The organism is Ruegeria discodermiae (assembly GCF_030758345.1).
Classification (GTDB): Bacteria; Pseudomonadota; Alphaproteobacteria; order Rhodobacterales; family Rhodobacteraceae; genus Ruegeria_C.
The window spans coordinates 38,812-54,162 of sequence record NZ_JAVAMO010000005.1 but is presented as its reverse complement, the minus strand read 5'-3'; the positions used below and the strand labels follow the sequence as shown (position 1 = coordinate 54,162).

Below are 15,351 nucleotides of genomic sequence, written 5' to 3'. Positions count from 1 at the left end.
CGTTTCAGCTGCTCTTGCCTCTGACGCCAATTCGTTTCAAGAGCGACACGTCGTCAAAGGAGCAGATTCATGGACGCTTCATCCGCCTTTCAGGACAGCTTGCCGATCTCATCCGATGCGCTTTTGGCGCAGCTGGATGCGTGGGGCTTGACCTATCGCTTGCATGAGCATGTGCCGCTGCGCACCGTGGAGGATGCCAAAGCAGTCGAAGACGATCTGCTGGTGCCGGGCGAGGAAGCGTTGCGGATCAAGAACCTCTATCTGCGTGATCGCAAGAAACGGAATTATCTGGTGACGCTGCAACAGGACCGGGAGATTGACCTCAAGGCGCTGGGCGCGGAGCTGGGGTTTGGCAACCTGTCCTTTGGTTCGCCGGAGCGGTTGATGGAGAATCTCGGCATCCGTCCCGGCGCCGTCAGCCCGCTCGCGATGATCACCGGGGTGGACAAGGGTGTGCGGTTCTTTCTGGACCAGTCGGCGCAAGAGGCGGATGTGATCAACATGCACCCGCTGGTGAATGACCGGACCGTGACCATGCCCCGCGCCGATGCGATGGCGTTCTTTGAGCGCGTGGGCTGTGAGGTCAATTGGCTGCCCTAACCGGCGATCCGCTCCTCCTCCAACGCCAGATCCAGCGCGGCAGCCACATGGGCGGCGGAGGGGTTCACGAAGAGGTGCCCGTCGGCCTGAAAACTCACATCATCCAGATGATCGGGATAGGCCAGCGGCAATTCCGTGCAGGCCAGCAGGATTGCGGTGCCAGGTGCCGCATGCCGGTTGCAATAGTCCAGAAGGCGCTGTCGGGCTGCGCCTGACGCGCCGCCATAGAAATCCTCATCGATCATTGCCTGCATCTCGGCAATTTCAGTTTCGGACAGTGGGTCATTGGCCGCGATGCCATGGCCCGAAAGCGTCTCTGCATAATCGCGCGCCTGCATGGTGACAGTGGTGCCCAGCACCAGTGCCGATTGCGCCCCGATTGCCGTGGAGGCCTGAGCGGCGGCGTCGAAAATACTGAGGATCGGGAGGGTCACACCCTCGCGGATGGCGTGTAGTCGTGCATGCGGCGTGTTGCTGGCGATCAGGGCGAAATCGCAGCCTGCGCGTTCCAGATTATGCAGCGCCTCGCGGAACACCGCGTCAAACCCGGCCCAGCTTGCCTCATCTCCGGGCACACCGCGCAGGGCGCGGGTTTTGGCCTGGGTGACGGATTCGATGCACATCGGCGGCACCGGCAAGGGCGATCCCGCCCCGCGCGCGGCAAAGAACCGGCCCGCGCCCTGGCAGAGCGCTCGGTAGTAATCCACGGTCGAGGCCCACCCGACGCCGCCAATGATCCCGATCTTTTTCATGAGCCTGCCTCCTCCGATGCGGTCATCGGGGCGACTCTGTGCTCTGACGGGGCGGATTTCCAGCCGAAAACCCGCCCCGTCCTGCCGTGAGTGGCGGCGGGGAGGGGGTCAGGCAGCGAGGGTCTCGATCGCCTGATAGGCATTGGCCAGCGCGGCATCGGCATTCACGGCCATCTGGTCGGCGGCGATGATGTCCACCTCGGTGATGCCAACAAAGCCCAGCACATGGCGCGCATAACCGGTGGCAAAGTCGAGTTCCGAGCCCACCGCCGTGCCGCCCGAGGCAACAGCCAACACGGCGCGCTTGCCTTGCAACAGGCCAACAGGGCCGTTTTCTGTGTATTTGAACGTCAGGCCGGCGCGCGCGATCAGGTCGAGCCAGGCCTTGAAGGCCGCAGGGACCGAGAAATTGTAGATTGGCAGCCCGATCACGATGGTATCGGCGCGTTGCAGTTCATCGACCAGTGCGTCCGATAGCGACAGCACATCGCGCTGCACGGCATCGCGGTTCTCGGCGGGCGTGAAATTCGCCTCGACCCAGGTTTCGGTGATCAGCGGCAAAGGTGTCGCCAGATCGCGTCGGATGATCCGGTTTGCGCCAAGCGCGCGGACGATCCGGTCTGACAGGTCACGTGTTGTCGAGTTTTGCAGGCGGGCGGAGGCATCGATATGCAGGATGGTCTGGGTCATGTCTGTGGCCTTTGGAAAGGGAACTGGGTGTGGGGACTAGATTGGGCATTGCAAATTCGAACGCAACCGTGGAAAATCAACAGGTATTGTTAGAATTTGCACATGAGCCGGAAGATGGAAAACTGGGATGAGGTCAGGACGGCCTATCAGGTCGCTCGAATGGGAACGGTAAGCGGTGCGGCTGAGGTTCTGGGTGTCCATCACGCGACGGTCATCCGCCATATCGACGCAATCGAGGCGCGGCTGGGCGTCAAGTTGTTTCAACGCCATGCGCGCGGCTACACGCCCACTGAATCCGGTGAGGACCTGCTGCGGGTTGCGCAAGCCACGGACGATCAGTTCAGCCAGTTGGTCGGGCGCTTGAAGGGGCAGGGCGACGATGTCTCGGGCGAGTTGGTGGTGACTTCGCTGTCGTCGCTGGCGCCGATGCTGGTGCCAACGCTGACCCGGTTCCAGCAGATGCATCTGGGCCTGATAGTGCGCTATCTGACCGGGGACCGGTTGTTCCGGCTGGAATATGGCGAGGCGCATGTGGCGATCCGCGCCGGTGCCGCGCCGGATCAGCCGGACAACGTGGTGCAGCCCTTTCTCAGCCAGGATATCGGGCTTTACGCCAGCAAGGAGTATATCTCGCGCCACGGAAAACCCGGCAGCATCGCGGAGTTTTCGGAGCATTTCTTTGTCGCCACCGACGATGAAAACAGCCGCGCGCCGTTTTCGCGCTGGCTGCGCGAACAAATCACCGCGGACCGGATTTCGTTTCGCTGCACCAATGGATTCACCATGCAGGAGGCGGTGATCGCCGGGGCGGGTATCGGCTTCATGGCGCGTTGGGAAGCGGTGCGCCACGCAGAACTGGTCGAGGTGATGGACCCGCTGCCGGACTGGGCGGGCAAGCTGTGGCTGGTCACTCATGTGGATTTGCACCGCACGACCAAGGTTCAGGCCTTTCTGACCTTCCTCAAGTCAGAGGCCGCCGATTGGTGTCCCTGACACAGGCGCAGCGCGGCCATATGGCGATGCTGACATTTTCGGCGCTGGTTGCGGGAAGCTTCTCGCTGGGTGCGCAGATCGCCAATGAGATCGAGCCAGCAGCCCTGAATGCCGTCCGCTTCGCCATTGCAACCGTGCTGATCGGGCTGCTTGTCTGGCGCATGGGTGGGCTGACGCGCGCGGCGGCGCAGGCACCCTGGCGCTATGTGATGCTCGGCGCGTTGATGGCGGTCTATTTCGTGCTGATGTTCGAAGGGCTCAAAACCGCCAGACCGGTGAGCGCGGCGGCGGTCTTTACCCTGACCCCGGTGATCTCCGGCTTTGTCGGGTGGATTTTGCTCCGTCAGGTCGCGACACCAAGGATGGCGCTGGCGCTTGCCATCGGGTGCGCGGGCGCGCTTTGGGTGATCTTCCGCGCGGATCTGCGCGCGATGATGAGCTTCGATATCGGTCGTGGCGAGATGATCTACTTCTGGGGCTGTATCGCCCATGCTATCTACACTCCGATGATCCGGAAACTGAACCGAGGGGAACCGGCCATGGTTTTCACCTTCGGCATGCTGGTGGCCGCGACGATCCTGTTGCTTCTCGTGGCATGGTCGGATTTGCGGGCGATGGACTGGAAGGCCCTGCGCCCCTTCGCGTGGTGGACGATCCTTTATCTGGCAGTGTTTTCGACCGGTACCAGCTTTGTGCTGACCCAATATGCCGCGTTGCGCCTGCCAGCGGCCAAGGTGATGGCTTATACCTATCTGACGCCCAGTTGGGTTCTGCTGTGGGAGCTTGCCCAGGGTCGCGGCGCGCCGCCGCTTCTGGTGCTGGGTGGCGTTGTGCTGACCATTGTCGCGCTGATCCTGCTGCTGAAGGATGAAGAGCCTGTGCAGGTGAGGGCCCAACAATCGCCCGAATAGGGGTTCGCCGCAGGGGCGTGCCGTGCAAATGTGGCCGCAGGCAAACAATGAGGGCAGTGTGATGCGGATTGAGGCAATAGGGCTGATGCTGGGGCTTGCGACGCTGGCGGCCTGTGTCGATGGGGCATCCGGCGGCGATGATCATACGATCCTGCAGGATAGCTGCGAGGCGCTGGTTGCGGCGGAGGCCAATTTGCAGCCGGGCGCGGTCCATGCGATCTCGACCACGGATGTGCCGGGTGGCACGCTGACCACGGTCGAGGTGGCCGGGGCGGTGGCCCCCTGGACCTGCGCCGCTGATCCGACCGGTGTGATCTTGGGTGTTGAGTTCTCGCAGGAAGGTTAGGTGCCAGATGGCCCGTCGCTGTCCGGCTGGGTCAGTTCCCGCTCCAGAAACCGCTCGAACGCGTCCAGATGCACCGGTTCGAACTGGCCGAAGCCCTGCATCCAGACCGACGCTTCGCGCATCGCGTCGGGTTGCAGCTTGCACCATTTGACCCGCCCGCGCTTTTCCTGAGCGACCAGTCCGGCGCGGGTCAGGATGCCCAGATGTTTGGAAATCGCCGCCAGCGACATCTCAAACGGCTCGGCCACGTCCGTCACCGCCATGTCATCCTCAAGCAGCATGGCGAGGATGGCGCGGCGGGTCGGGTCGGCAAGCGCCGAGAAGACGGTGTCGAGCTGGTCTGACATGCGCCCTTCCTAATGTGGCGAAAGCGGTTTGACAAATCGCGCGCACCCTCCAAGGTGAGCGGGTGGAAGAGGGGCGAAGATGGCACTGAAATACTGGATCGTGATCTTCGTCCTGGGCATCGGCTGGGGCATGTCCTTCATGTTCAATGCCATTCTGCTGCGCGAGTTGGGGCCTCTGTCGGTGTCGATGGGCCGCGTCGGGCTGGGTGCGCTGGGGTGTTGGGTCTATGTGCTCGGCGCGCGCAAACCGGTGCGCCTTGGTTGGCGGCGGGCCCTTGCACTGCTGGGCTTTGGCGCGCTCAGCTATGCCGCGCCATTTGCGTTCTACGCGCTGGGCCAGCAGCATATCGCATCAGGCGTGGCGGGGATCGTCAACGCCACGACCCCGGCTTTCACGGTGATCGTGTCGCATTTCTGGCCGGGTAGCGAACGGGCGACGCTGATGAAGACGCTCGGGGTCATCTGCGGGTTTGCGGGCATCGTCGTACTGTCGCTGCCGGTGCTGGGCCGCGGCGCCTCATCCGAGTTCTGGGCGATCCTGCTGACCGCCTGCGCGCCGCTCTGCTATGCCTTCTCGGTCAATATCGCGCGGGCGTTTCGCGACATGCAGCCGGTTGTGCTGACGGCGCTGGCGCTGACCGGGGCGACAATTGCCATCGCGCCCCTCGCGCTGTGGACCGAGGGTATTCCGGTCATCACCAGGGCCGAGACATGGGCCTCGTTGGCCTTTATCGGCATTGTTCTGACGGCTGCCGCCTTCATCGCCTTCTACTGGGTTCTGCCCAAGGTCGGGCCGACCAATATCTCTACGGTTACGTTCATCGCCCCTATCTCGGCACTGATCCTGGGCACTTGGGTATTGGACGAACGGTTGTTGCCGGAGCATCTGCTGGGCATGGTGGCAATTTTCGCGGGTCTCGTGTTGATCGACGGGCGCCTCATCCGATGGCTGATGAAAGCGCCCGGGGAGTAAAATCAACCAAAAGGTTGAATATAGCCAAAGGTGGCAAATCCCCGTTCGCTGGCCGACCCTGCTTGTGGTTTGTAGATTTTCTGACATTCATATGTGTTTTAAAACAGTGGGTTATAGCGCATCTGAGTGCGTCACATCGGTCGTTGACTCTCTGCCCATCCCCCCTTAGCACCATGGCCAAGACGACAAGGGGCAAAACCGTTGACCGAGGACGACCAAAAGCAGCGACTGTCGCAGCTTGAGGCGCGGATATCAGCGGCGAAAAAGGTGCAGGAGCCTGCGCCCCGGTCGGACAAGGACTTTTCCCAGGGCGAGTTGGCCTGGCGGATGGTCATCGAATTGACGGCCGGCATCGTGATCGGCTTTGGCATCGGATACGGGTTGGATTACCTGCTGGGGACGATCCCGATCTTTCTGGTGCTGTTTACATTGTTGGGCCTCGCCGCCGGCATCAGGACGATGATGCGCAGCGCGCATGAGGTTCAGGAGAAGAAGCTGGCTGAACAGGCCGAGAGAGACGAGAGGGACTAGACGTGGCAAGCGACGCACACGGCGCAGACGAGGGTGGCCTGGTTTTCCACCCGATGGATCAGTTCATCGTAAAGCCGCTTTTTGGCGGTGACACGGTTGCCTGGTACACGCCCACCAACATGACGCTGTGGTTGGGTTTCGCCATTCTCGCCGTGATCGCAATTCTGGTGCTGAGCACCTCGAAGCGCGCCATCGTTCCCGGTCGCGGTCAGTCAATCGCCGAGCTTGCTTATGGCTTCATCTATAAGATGGTCGAGGATATCTGCGGCAAGGAGGGGGTCAAGTTCTTCCCCTATATCATGACGCTGTTCATGTTCATCGTCTGCGCCAACTTCCTCGGCATGATCCCGACGGCCTTTACGCCCACCTCGCATTTCGCCGTGACGGCAGTGCTGGCGCTGATGGTTTTCATCACCGTGACCGTGCTGGGCTTCGTCAAGAACGGCACCGCGTTTCTGGGCCTGTTCTGGGTCTCCAGCGCGCCGCTGGCGCTGCGCCCGGTCCTGGCGATCATCGAGCTGATTTCCTACTTTGTCCGCCCGGTCAGCCACTCCATTCGTCTGGCCGGCAACGTGATGGCGGGCCACGCCGTGATCAAGGTGTTTGCGGGCTTTGCCGCAATTGCCGTGATCTCGCCGGTCTCGGTACTGGCGATCACCGCCATGTATGGTCTGGAGGTCCTCGTGTCCTTCATCCAGGCCTATGTCTTTACCATTCTGACCTGCGTGTATCTGAAAGATGCGCTGCATCCGTCGCACTAAGGTCCGATACCTCAAATTCGAAACTTCCAAATCGTAAGGAGAACTCTCATGGAAGGCGAACTCTCGCACATCGGCGCAGGCCTGGCAGCAATCGGTTCCGGCGCAGCCGCTATCGGTGTGGGCAACGTGGCAGGCAGCTTCCTGTCCGGCGCTCTGCGCAACCCTTCGGCAGCCGCCAGCCAGACCGCGACCCTGTTCATCGGTATCGCGTTTGCAGAAGCTCTGGGCATCTTTGCATTCCTGGTCGCCCTGCTGCTGATGTTCGCCGTCTAAGACCCCGCGAAACACATATCCTTACGGCCGGGCAGGGCGCGGATCCCCGCAGCACTGCCCGGTGTAAGTTCACGTTTCCTCGGAGTACGACATGGCAACTCAGACCCAAGACGCAAGCCACGGCGCAGCGGATGCGGCACATGCCGCCGCTGACAGCGCTCCGGGCATGCCGCAGCTGGCATTTGAAACATTTCCCAACCAGATTTTCTGGCTGCTGGTCACGCTTGTCGTGATCTATCTGGTCCTGTCGCGCGTGGCGCTGCCCCGGATCGGGGCAATTCTGGCCGAGCGTCAGGGGACCATCACCAACGATCTGGCCGCCGCCGAAGACCTCAAGGCCAAGGCCGTCGAGGCGGAAGAGGCCTATAACAAGGCGCTGGCTGATGCCCGTGCCGAGGCACAGCGTATCGCCGCTGAAACCCGGGCCGAGATTCAGGTCGGGCTGGATGAGGCCATCGCCAAGGCCGATGCCGAGATCGCAGCCAAAGCCGCCGAGTCGGAAAAGGCAATCGCCGAGATTCGTGCCGGTGCGCTGGAAAGCATTCAGGCCGTCGCCACCGATACGGCGGGCGAGCTGGTCACCGCATTGGGTGGCAAGGCGGATGCCAAGGCTGTCGCCGGTGCCGTTCAGACCCGGATGAAAGGATAAGCGACATGCGTAAACTCATCGCTCTTGTCCTGACCACAGGTTTCGCAAGCCCCGCTTTCGCCGCAAGCGGCCCGTTCTTTTCGCTGAAGAACACCGACTTCGTGGTGCTGCTGGCTTTCCTGGTCTTTCTGGGCATCCTGTTCTATTTCAAGGTGCCATCGATGATCGGGGGTGCGCTGGACAATCGCGCCGAAGGTATCCAGTCAGAACTGGATGAGGCCCGCGCCTTGCGCGAAGAGGCCCAGACGCTGCTGGCATCTTATGAGCGCAAGCAGAAAGAGGTGCAGGGCCAGGCGGATGCCATCGTGGCCGCCGCCAAGGAAGATGCCTCGCTGGCCGCCGAGCAGGCCAAGGCTGATCTGGAGCAATCCATCGCCCGCCGTCTGGCGGCTGCGCAGGACCAGATTGCATCAGCCGAAGCCTCTGCCGTCAAGGAAGTACGGGATCAGGCCATCACTGTTGCGGTTGCGGCTGCAAGCGACGTGATCGCCAAGCAGATGACCGCTGCCGAGGCCAACAAGCTGATCGACAGCGCGATCTCGGATGTGGGCGCAAAGCTGCACTGACGCGGTTTTTGGAATCGCACAGAACATCGCCCGCCCGTAGACATACGGGCGGGCTTTTATGATAAGGGTGGCGACCGACCGCGTGTACACGACCACGCGTTGATCTGAGGATCAACGCAGCAGGTGATATGGAGTGGTTTTTTGGAAAAGAGCATGCCCATATTTGCCGATCCAGCACCTGTTTGTTTGTTTGCATTCAACCGCCCGCAACATACGAAACGCACGCTTGATGCTCTCGCGGCCTCCCCTTTGGCACCGGTCACTGAGCTGATCGCGTATATTGATGGCCCTCGGACACCGGACGAGGCACCTTTGGTCGATGAAGTTGCCGAGATCATCGCAAGGCAAACGGGCTTCGCAGGCGTCACTCTACACAGGCGCGCAGTGAATGCAGGCTTAGCGACCTCGATTCAGGACGGTGTGACCGAGACCATGCGGGCCAGGGGAAAGGCAATCGTTGTCGAAGATGACATCGTGACCTCGCCCGCTTTTCTGACCTACATGAACACGGCGTTGGAGCGCTACAAAAACGATAGAAGGGTATGGCACATCGCGGGCTATAACGAGGAATTACCTGCGCTCCGGGACCGGCCCGGCGCGGTGTTCTGGCGGTTCATGAGCTGCTGGGGCTGGGCAAGCTGGGCGGACAGGTGGCAGCATTTCGAATGCGACCCCGAAAAACTGGTCACCGATTTCTCGTCCAGCGACATTCACCGCTTCAACCTGGACGGTGCCGAGAATTTCTGGAGCCAGGTAGAGGGGAATGTGCGCGGCGAGATTCGAACCTGGGCCGTGTTCTGGTATGCGACGATTTTTCGAAATAACGGCCTATGCCTTTCGCCCTATGCGTCCTACGCCGAAAATATTGGCTTGGATGGCTCGGGTACGCATTGTGGGGTTTCGGAAGGGGCAAAAGCAAGGGTGCTAAACCTGGATTTCCAGACGTGTTTCCCAGACGATGTCCGAGAAGACTACGAAGCGCTTCAGGGATTGCGGGCGCATTACGGCACCAAGCCCGGAAAGCTGCGCGAGCTAAGGCGCAGATTTCGGCAATGGAAAAATAGCGTGTTGAGATGATTGGATTTATTCGTAAGCGTTTGAGAAAACAAAAAGATCGAAAACGACATAGGCTTCAGGACCTAGTGCCAGAGCCGGGTCTGAACCTCGTTTCGCTGGGCACCGCCTATGGCGGCTGGGCGTTCCAGGACGATTCCTCGCTACAAAACTCGGTGGTGATCAGCGCGGGCTTGGGCGAGGATGCATCATTCGATGTAGCGCTTGCCAAGAAATATGGTGCCAGGATTTTGCTTGTGGATCCGACGCCGCGTGCAGTGTCACATTATGAGGCGATGAAATCTCGCTTCGGGCGTTCCGCCGAAATTGAGTTTGTCGAAGGTGGAACGCAACCGGTTGAAGCCTATGATCTGGACGGCATTTCTGCGTCTGATCTGGTGTTGGAGCCAACCGCGCTTTGGACCGAGAATACAACGTTGAAGTTCTTTCAGCCTGAGAATCCGGAGCATGTTTCGCATTCGATTGTGAATTTTCAGAACAACTACCGCAAGGATACCGCTGCAATTGAAGTCGAGGCAATCACGTTGCAGACTTTGCTCCATCGGCACGGGCTGGAGGGGCAGCCCATCGCCTTGTTGAAACTCGACATTGAAGGTGCCGAGGTGGAGGTTTTGGAACAGCTCGCCGAACAAGGCGTTTTCCCCCGCCAGATTTGTGTGGAATTTGATGAATTGAACCGCCCGGGGGACAAGGCGTTCGAGCGGGTTGACCGTGCAGATGCCGCGTTGCGATCCGCCGGGTATCAATGCGTGTATGGAAATGGCGGCACGGATTATCTGTACCTGAAACGATGAACGCGTCTTGGCCTCAGTGGCTTCTCGGTGACGGAAAAACAATATGCCGGACAAGTTTAGGGTGAACCACATCAACTATAGCAGCGATCACGGGGGCGCAGCGATTGCAGCTCACCGATTGCATTCGGCTTTAGTGGATGCAGGTGTAACCTCCACAATGACTGTTGCTGCAGGTCAGACGGATAAGTTGATCAAGGCCGCCTTGGTTCAAAAAACGTGGCGGCGGTTCTTTCAACGAAAACTGTCCAAGCACCTCTATAGGCCATATGCTCAAAGGCAGACCGAGGGCTTCACATCATTGGGTTATGTCTCATCTGGCTTGGGACAGGAGTTGAACCGCCAATCGCGGCAGATCGTTAATCTACACTGGATCAACTTCGACATGATTTCGATTGCCGAGATAGGCGCGTTGAAGCACCCGGTGGTCTGGACGCTGCATGATATGTGGCCGTTCTCGGGTGCAGAACACTACAGCGAAAAGGACGCATGGAGCGATGGTTATGCATCGCATCAGAAACGCGGTTTTGATTTGAATCGTTGGGTGTGGAAGAGAAAAGCAGAGCATTGGCGCAAACCGATGCAGATTGTCTGCCCAAGCCGGTGGTTGGCGGATTGCGCGAGAAGAAGCCAGTTGATGAAAGACTGGCCCATAGAAGTAATTCCGAACGCAATTGATACTGAGATATGGCAACCAGGCGACCAGTTGGCCGCGCGCGCTAGTTTGGGGCTTTCACCTAACGTTCCCGTCGTCTTGTTCGGTGCAGTCAGAGGGCCGGACGACCCGCGCAAGGGGTTTGCACATCTTGTCACAGCGATGCAAAAGGTACACAGCGAAATTCCGGACGTTCAGGCGGTGGTTTTCGGAAGCGTTGCAGGTGACAGTGATTTTCCATTTCCGGTCCATTTCATGGGAGAGGTTACCGATAAGCAGCTTTTGCGTCTTATATATTCTGCCGCGGATGTACTCGCATTGCCATCTCGGCAGGACAATCTGCCAAATACGGGTGTTGAAGCAATGGCATGCGGTGTGCCAATTGCCGGGTTTGATATCGGTGGTCTACCTGATCTGGTGCCGAGTAATTCCATGGGCCATTTGGCGCGTCCCTTCGACGAAGAGGATTTGGCGCAAGGAATAGTTAGAATTCTGCGGAGCCGCGACACGGACGAGGCGCTGGAAAGGGCATCGGCGTTGTATAAGCACGTGCAGGAAACATACGATTCCAAAGTCGTCGCCGCCCAGTATAAACTAGTTTATGAGCGGATCTGGCGTTGCTGATAAGTGTAATTGGGAGTTGGCGGCGCACATTGGCCGCTGCGCAAATGAGCTGCGACGAAATGATTGCTTTTGCCGAAATGGATTGAGCGTGCCAAGCCTGCACCGTGAGATTGGAATGGAAATGACGCTGCCCAAGATAAGCCTGGTCATACCGAACCTGAATTGCGCCGGGTTTATTGAGGACACGATCAAATCAATCCTCGATCAATCTTACCCAAATCTTGAGCTTGTTCTTTCGGATGGTGGAAGTACGGATGGCTCGCTTGATATTGTCGAACGCTATTCCGACGCTTTCGCGCATGTGATTTCCGGCCCCGATACCGGGCAAGCCAACGCGGTGAACAAGGGCTTCGCCCTGTGCACTGGCGACGTGATGGGCTGGATCAATTCCGATGATGTGCTTATGCCCGGTGGGCTTGCGTTGGTTGGATCGCTGTTTGCGGGCAAGCCTGCGCTGGATTGGATAACGGGAAAGCTCAGCACGATAGACGAGCGTGGTCAGCTGTTGCGCAGCTACAACCCACGACCTGTGACGCATGCCCGCTTTCTTGCAGGCGACTATCAGTGGGTTCAGCAGGAATCGACCTATTGGCGGCGCAGCCTGTGGGAGCGTGCCGGTGCGGGATTGGACGAGTCGCTGAAACTGGCCGTGGATGGGGAATTGTGGCTGCGTTTCTCACGCCATGCCGATCTGGTTCCCGTGCATGAGAAGATCGGAGCATTCCGCTTCCGCGAGGGGCAGAGGTCCGAGGCAATGGATGCCTATCATGCCGAGATGCTTGAGGTTATCGCCAAGGAACGGCGGCAAGAGGCGACTTCCGATGCGCTGACCCGGCAGATTCTGGACGCGCCGCTGTTATTGCGCAGCCGCCGTGAGGCTGAAGGGGCCTTTCCCGCCTTGCGGCGTCATGATCCCAAACCGTTAAGGGGGCCTCAGCTATGGGGGCATAGTCTAAGGCGACGTCTGCGCAGCGTCTGACGCAGGACCCGGTTGCTCGTGCCGTGCCTTTCAGCAAGCTCGGTCGCCGAAATCGAGCTTACCCATAGAGATTGGTAGTGTCGCCGCATTTGCTGGAAGCGCAAGGGTGCAGGCCTTGCTTAGGGCCGACCACAGCATCACGGGGCGGAACCAGCAAAAGCAAGGGCACGCCATATTCATGAATCTGCCTGTAAACCCGGCCTACTCAGTCCCGCGCTGCCTCATGTTCCAGCTTTTGGCGGGCAACCGCCTCGTTGCGCTCGGCTTTCTTGTGATCGGTGAGGCATTGTTCGACGTAACTCAGATGTTTTTCGACGGCAGCGTGGGCTGCGTCCGGGTCGCGGGCTTGCAGAGCGGTGTTGATTGCCCGGTGCTGGTCCAGCAACGCGCTGCGGGTGGTGCGTTGGCGGAACATGATCTGGCGGTTATAAAAGACGCCCTGGCTAAGCAGGTCGAACATGGACCGCATCATGTGAAGCATGACAACGTTGTGGCTGGCCTCGATGATCGCCATGTGAAACTGCGCGTCGAGCTTTGCCTCGGCCTCGGCGTCGCGCGCCTCTTGTGCGATTTCCATTTTGTCGAACACGGCCTGGATGACCTTCAGGTCGCTGTCCGATCCCAGCCGGGCGGCGCGTTCGGCAGCCAGCGCCTCCAGATCGCGCCGGAAAGCGAGATAGTCAAAGACTGCCTCGTCATGGGTCGCAAAAAGCTGCGTCAGCGCCGGGGAAAAGGCCGAACCCAGAACCTCGGCCACATAGATACCCGACCCGGCCTTGCTGTTCAGCAGCCCCATCTCTTGCAACTCGGCCACCGCTTCGCGCAGGGACGGGCGCGAGACGCCCAGACGCTCGGATAACTCGCGTTCCGCTGGCAGGCGTTCCCCGGGTCGCAGGATGCCGCGCAAGATCAACAACTCGATCTGCCGCACCACCGAGGTTGAGAGCTTTTCGGATTGGACTTTTTGAAAGGGCATTAAGGCCTCGTGCAGAATTGGTCAATCAATGTGACCACACTCTGCGAACTCACGCAAGCTGGGTGGGGCAGGATTTTCTGTAACAATAGGTCAGCATTATTGACTGTTTTATCTGCTCCCGCCAAGATCCGTTCCAAGCTCAGAAAAGGAGAGGTGAGTTATGGTCGAACATTTGCTGGCCAGTCGCATGTCGCGGATGAAGGCGTCGGAAATCCGGGAGTTACTGAAACTGCTGGATCAGCCCGGCATCATTTCCTTTGCGGGCGGCATCCCCGACCCTGACCTGTTTCCCGCCGATGCGTTTGCCGAGGCCACGGCGCAGGCGCTGAATGCCGAGAACCGCGCCCATGCGCTGCAATATTCGATCAGTGAGGGCCATCCGCCCCTGCGTCGCTGGATCACGCAGCATATGGCAGAGCTTGGCGTGCGCTGTCGTCCTGAACAGGTGCTCATCACGTCGGGCTCGCAGCAGGCGCTAGACTATCTTGGCAAGCTGTTCCTATCACAGAACGATACGGCCTTGGTGGAATGGCCCACCTATATGGGCGCTCTGGCCGCGTTCAACGCCTATGAGCCGAATTTCGAGCAGTTGAACCTGCAGGGCAACCGTGCCGCAGGAGACTACGCAAAGGCCGCCGCAGAGGCGGGCGGGCGGGTGAAATTTGCCTATCTGTCCTCGGATTTCGCCAACCCGACGGGCGAAACGCTGGATCTGGCGGGACGGGAACGCTTGCTGGATCTGGCAGAGGAGTTGGATTGCCCGATCATCGACGATGCCGCCTATCAGGCGTTGCGCTATGATGGCGAACCGGTTCCGCCGCTTCTGGCGTTGGAGCAGGCGCGTAAAGGCGATCTGGATGCTTGCAGGGTGATCCATTGCGGCAGTTTCTCAAAAACCCTGTCCCCGGGGGTGCGCATGGGCTGGGTCGTGGCGGCACAGCCGATCATTTCCAAGATGGTCTTGCTGAAACAGGCCTCGGACCTGCATACGCCGACACTGAACCAGGTGGTGATCTGCGACGTGGCCGAACGGCATTTCGACAGCCATGTGACGATGCTGCGCAAGGTCTATGCCCGTAGACGTGATCGGATGCTGGCGGCGTTGGAGCGGCATATGCCTGCGGGAATCACTTGGACGCGGCCCGAGGGCGGTATGTTCATCTGGGTGACGCTGCCGGTTCATCTGAACGGGGATGCGCTGCTGGCCGAGGCGGTGGACAGCGCCAAGGTGGCCTTTGTGCCCGGTCAGGCCTTTTTTGCCGATGGCAGTGGGGACAACACGATCCGGCTCAGTTTCTCTTGCGCAAAGGAAGACCAGGCCGAGGAAGGGATCAGGCGATTGGGCGAATTGCTGCGTGCTCATGTCTGAGGGGTTTGTTAACGGATTACGGGGCAATCTGCGCGGATGTGGCGGTGTGTTTCGATTTTGCTCGTCGCGGCCTGCAGCGCTGCCAGTCCCGAGTTTCGGGGTGCCCCCGTTACGCGCGTCGCGGTAGACGGCAGTGTCTTTGATGTCCGGGTGCGCGGAGGTCTGGCAGAGGCGGTGCGCGTGAACCCGCAATATGCGCCGCGCCTCGACCCGATCGGGCCACGCGCTGGCGTCGCGATGGAACAGGTCTCGGGCTGTCAGGTTGTCGGCGTTCTGGGTGATCAGGCGGTGATGACTGGGGTTCTGGATTGTGAGAGCAGGCCAAAAGACTGGGCGCTGCCCGGTGCAACGGGACGGGCAGGATAGTCAGCGGGAGAAGGTCGGGTTTGGTCCAGATGTTGTGGATAACTGCACCGATCCGCCCATATAGGGCGTCGGATCCGTTGACTTGCGGTGTTTCCGGGCGCAGTCTCGATTGACACAGGAATCAC

20 protein-coding genes are annotated in these 15,351 nt (G+C 59.9%); 16 read left to right on the top strand and 4 right to left on the bottom strand.

What is annotated here, in order from left to right; translation table 11 throughout:
* The first annotated feature begins 69 nt into the window (after nucleotides 1–69).
* Nucleotides 70–600, top strand: coding sequence for a prolyl-tRNA synthetase associated domain-containing protein (locus Q5Y75_RS13290; protein ID WP_306198114.1), 531 nt, complete (start codon nucleotides 70–72; stop codon nucleotides 598–600).
* Here the strand turns inward: Q5Y75_RS13290 and Q5Y75_RS13285 are convergent.
* Nucleotides 597–1,352 carry an aspartate/glutamate racemase family protein gene (locus Q5Y75_RS13285; RefSeq protein ID WP_306198111.1) on the bottom strand — a complete coding sequence of 252 codons (756 nt, stop codon included), beginning with the start codon at nucleotides 1,350–1,352 and terminating at the stop codon, nucleotides 597–599. The two genes, Q5Y75_RS13290 and Q5Y75_RS13285, sit on opposite strands and share 4 nt — an antisense overlap.
* A gap of 108 nt (nucleotides 1,353–1,460) precedes the next feature.
* Nucleotides 1,461–2,042, bottom strand: a complete 582-nt coding sequence (locus Q5Y75_RS13280; protein ID WP_306198109.1) for an FMN-dependent NADH-azoreductase — start codon at nucleotides 2,040–2,042, stop codon at nucleotides 1,461–1,463.
* Nucleotides 2,043–2,156: 114 nt separating this feature from the next.
* Between Q5Y75_RS13280 and Q5Y75_RS13275 the strand changes: the two genes are divergently transcribed.
* From Q5Y75_RS13275 to Q5Y75_RS13265, 3 genes are all read left to right on the top strand, one after another.
* Nucleotides 2,157–3,035, top strand: a complete 879-nt coding sequence (locus Q5Y75_RS13275; RefSeq protein ID WP_306198752.1) for a LysR family transcriptional regulator — start codon at nucleotides 2,157–2,159, stop codon at nucleotides 3,033–3,035.
* Nucleotides 3,032–3,946, top strand: coding sequence for a DMT family transporter (locus Q5Y75_RS13270; protein WP_306198750.1), 915 nt, complete (start codon nucleotides 3,032–3,034; stop codon nucleotides 3,944–3,946). Before Q5Y75_RS13275 ends, Q5Y75_RS13270 begins: the two co-directional genes overlap by 4 nt.
* Nucleotides 3,947–4,007: 61 nt before the next feature.
* A complete protein-coding gene (locus Q5Y75_RS13265) occupies nucleotides 4,008–4,292 on the top strand; it encodes a hypothetical protein (RefSeq protein ID WP_306198108.1) in 285 nt (94 codons plus the stop codon).
* On the opposite strand, the gene Q5Y75_RS13260 is transcribed toward Q5Y75_RS13265, so the two are convergent.
* Nucleotides 4,289–4,639, bottom strand: coding sequence for an ArsR/SmtB family transcription factor (locus tag Q5Y75_RS13260; RefSeq protein ID WP_306198106.1), 351 nt, complete (start codon nucleotides 4,637–4,639; stop codon nucleotides 4,289–4,291). The genes Q5Y75_RS13265 and Q5Y75_RS13260 overlap by 4 nt on opposite strands.
* Before the next feature lie 79 nt (nucleotides 4,640–4,718).
* Between Q5Y75_RS13260 and Q5Y75_RS13255 the strand changes: the two genes are divergently transcribed.
* The 10 genes from Q5Y75_RS13255 to Q5Y75_RS13210 all read left to right on the top strand — a co-directional run bounded on the left by Q5Y75_RS13255 (nucleotide 4,719) and on the right by Q5Y75_RS13210 (nucleotide 12,515).
* Nucleotides 4,719–5,612: a DMT family transporter gene (locus Q5Y75_RS13255; RefSeq protein WP_306198104.1), complete on the top strand. Its 894-nt coding sequence runs from the start codon at nucleotides 4,719–4,721 to the stop codon at nucleotides 5,610–5,612.
* 201 nt (nucleotides 5,613–5,813) lie between these two features.
* Nucleotides 5,814–6,143, top strand: coding sequence for an AtpZ/AtpI family protein (locus Q5Y75_RS13250; RefSeq protein ID WP_306198102.1), 330 nt, complete (start codon nucleotides 5,814–5,816; stop codon nucleotides 6,141–6,143).
* 53 nt (nucleotides 6,144–6,196) lie between these two features.
* Complete coding sequence (locus Q5Y75_RS13245; protein ID WP_371933268.1) at nucleotides 6,197–6,904, top strand: F0F1 ATP synthase subunit A; 708 nt, start codon at nucleotides 6,197–6,199, stop codon at nucleotides 6,902–6,904.
* Between the two features lie 48 nt (nucleotides 6,905–6,952).
* A complete protein-coding gene (locus Q5Y75_RS13240; protein ID WP_249710612.1) occupies nucleotides 6,953–7,177 on the top strand; it encodes a F0F1 ATP synthase subunit C in 225 nt (74 codons plus the stop codon).
* A gap of 91 nt (nucleotides 7,178–7,268) precedes the next feature.
* The gene (locus tag Q5Y75_RS13235; protein WP_306198097.1) at nucleotides 7,269–7,826 is read left to right on the top strand and encodes a F0F1 ATP synthase subunit B'; all 558 of its coding nucleotides are present in this window, start codon (nucleotides 7,269–7,271) and stop codon (nucleotides 7,824–7,826) included.
* A gap of 5 nt (nucleotides 7,827–7,831) precedes the next feature.
* Nucleotides 7,832–8,392: a F0F1 ATP synthase subunit B gene (locus Q5Y75_RS13230; RefSeq protein WP_306198094.1), complete on the top strand. Its 561-nt coding sequence runs from the start codon at nucleotides 7,832–7,834 to the stop codon at nucleotides 8,390–8,392.
* Between the two features lie 153 nt (nucleotides 8,393–8,545).
* On the top strand, nucleotides 8,546–9,469 hold the full coding sequence (locus tag Q5Y75_RS13225; protein ID WP_306198091.1) for a glycosyltransferase family 2 protein: 924 nt from the start codon (nucleotides 8,546–8,548) through the stop codon (nucleotides 9,467–9,469).
* A gap of 170 nt (nucleotides 9,470–9,639) precedes the next feature.
* Nucleotides 9,640–10,260, top strand: coding sequence for an FkbM family methyltransferase (locus Q5Y75_RS13220; RefSeq protein WP_306198089.1), 621 nt, complete (start codon nucleotides 9,640–9,642; stop codon nucleotides 10,258–10,260).
* Nucleotides 10,261–10,303: 43 nt separating this feature from the next.
* Nucleotides 10,304–11,536, top strand: a complete 1,233-nt coding sequence (locus Q5Y75_RS13215; protein WP_306198087.1) for a glycosyltransferase — start codon at nucleotides 10,304–10,306, stop codon at nucleotides 11,534–11,536.
* A gap of 115 nt (nucleotides 11,537–11,651) precedes the next feature.
* Nucleotides 11,652–12,515, top strand: coding sequence for a glycosyltransferase family 2 protein (locus Q5Y75_RS13210; RefSeq protein ID WP_306198085.1), 864 nt, complete (start codon nucleotides 11,652–11,654; stop codon nucleotides 12,513–12,515).
* Between the two features lie 205 nt (nucleotides 12,516–12,720).
* Here the strand turns inward: Q5Y75_RS13210 and Q5Y75_RS13205 are convergent, their stop codons facing one another.
* Nucleotides 12,721–13,491: an FCD domain-containing protein gene (locus tag Q5Y75_RS13205; protein ID WP_306198083.1), complete on the bottom strand. Its 771-nt coding sequence runs from the start codon at nucleotides 13,489–13,491 to the stop codon at nucleotides 12,721–12,723.
* A 160-nt stretch (nucleotides 13,492–13,651) separates the two neighbouring features.
* On the opposite strand from Q5Y75_RS13205, the gene Q5Y75_RS13200 reads away from it, so the two are divergent.
* Both Q5Y75_RS13200 and Q5Y75_RS13195 read left to right on the top strand, forming a co-directional pair.
* Entirely contained in the window at nucleotides 13,652–14,860 is a 1,209-nt protein-coding gene (locus tag Q5Y75_RS13200) for an aminotransferase-like domain-containing protein (RefSeq protein WP_306198081.1), read from the top strand.
* A 36-nt stretch (nucleotides 14,861–14,896) separates the two neighbouring features.
* Nucleotides 14,897–15,226: a hypothetical protein gene (locus Q5Y75_RS13195; protein ID WP_306198080.1), complete on the top strand. Its 330-nt coding sequence runs from the start codon at nucleotides 14,897–14,899 to the stop codon at nucleotides 15,224–15,226.
* Nucleotides 15,227–15,351 lie beyond the last annotated feature (125 nt).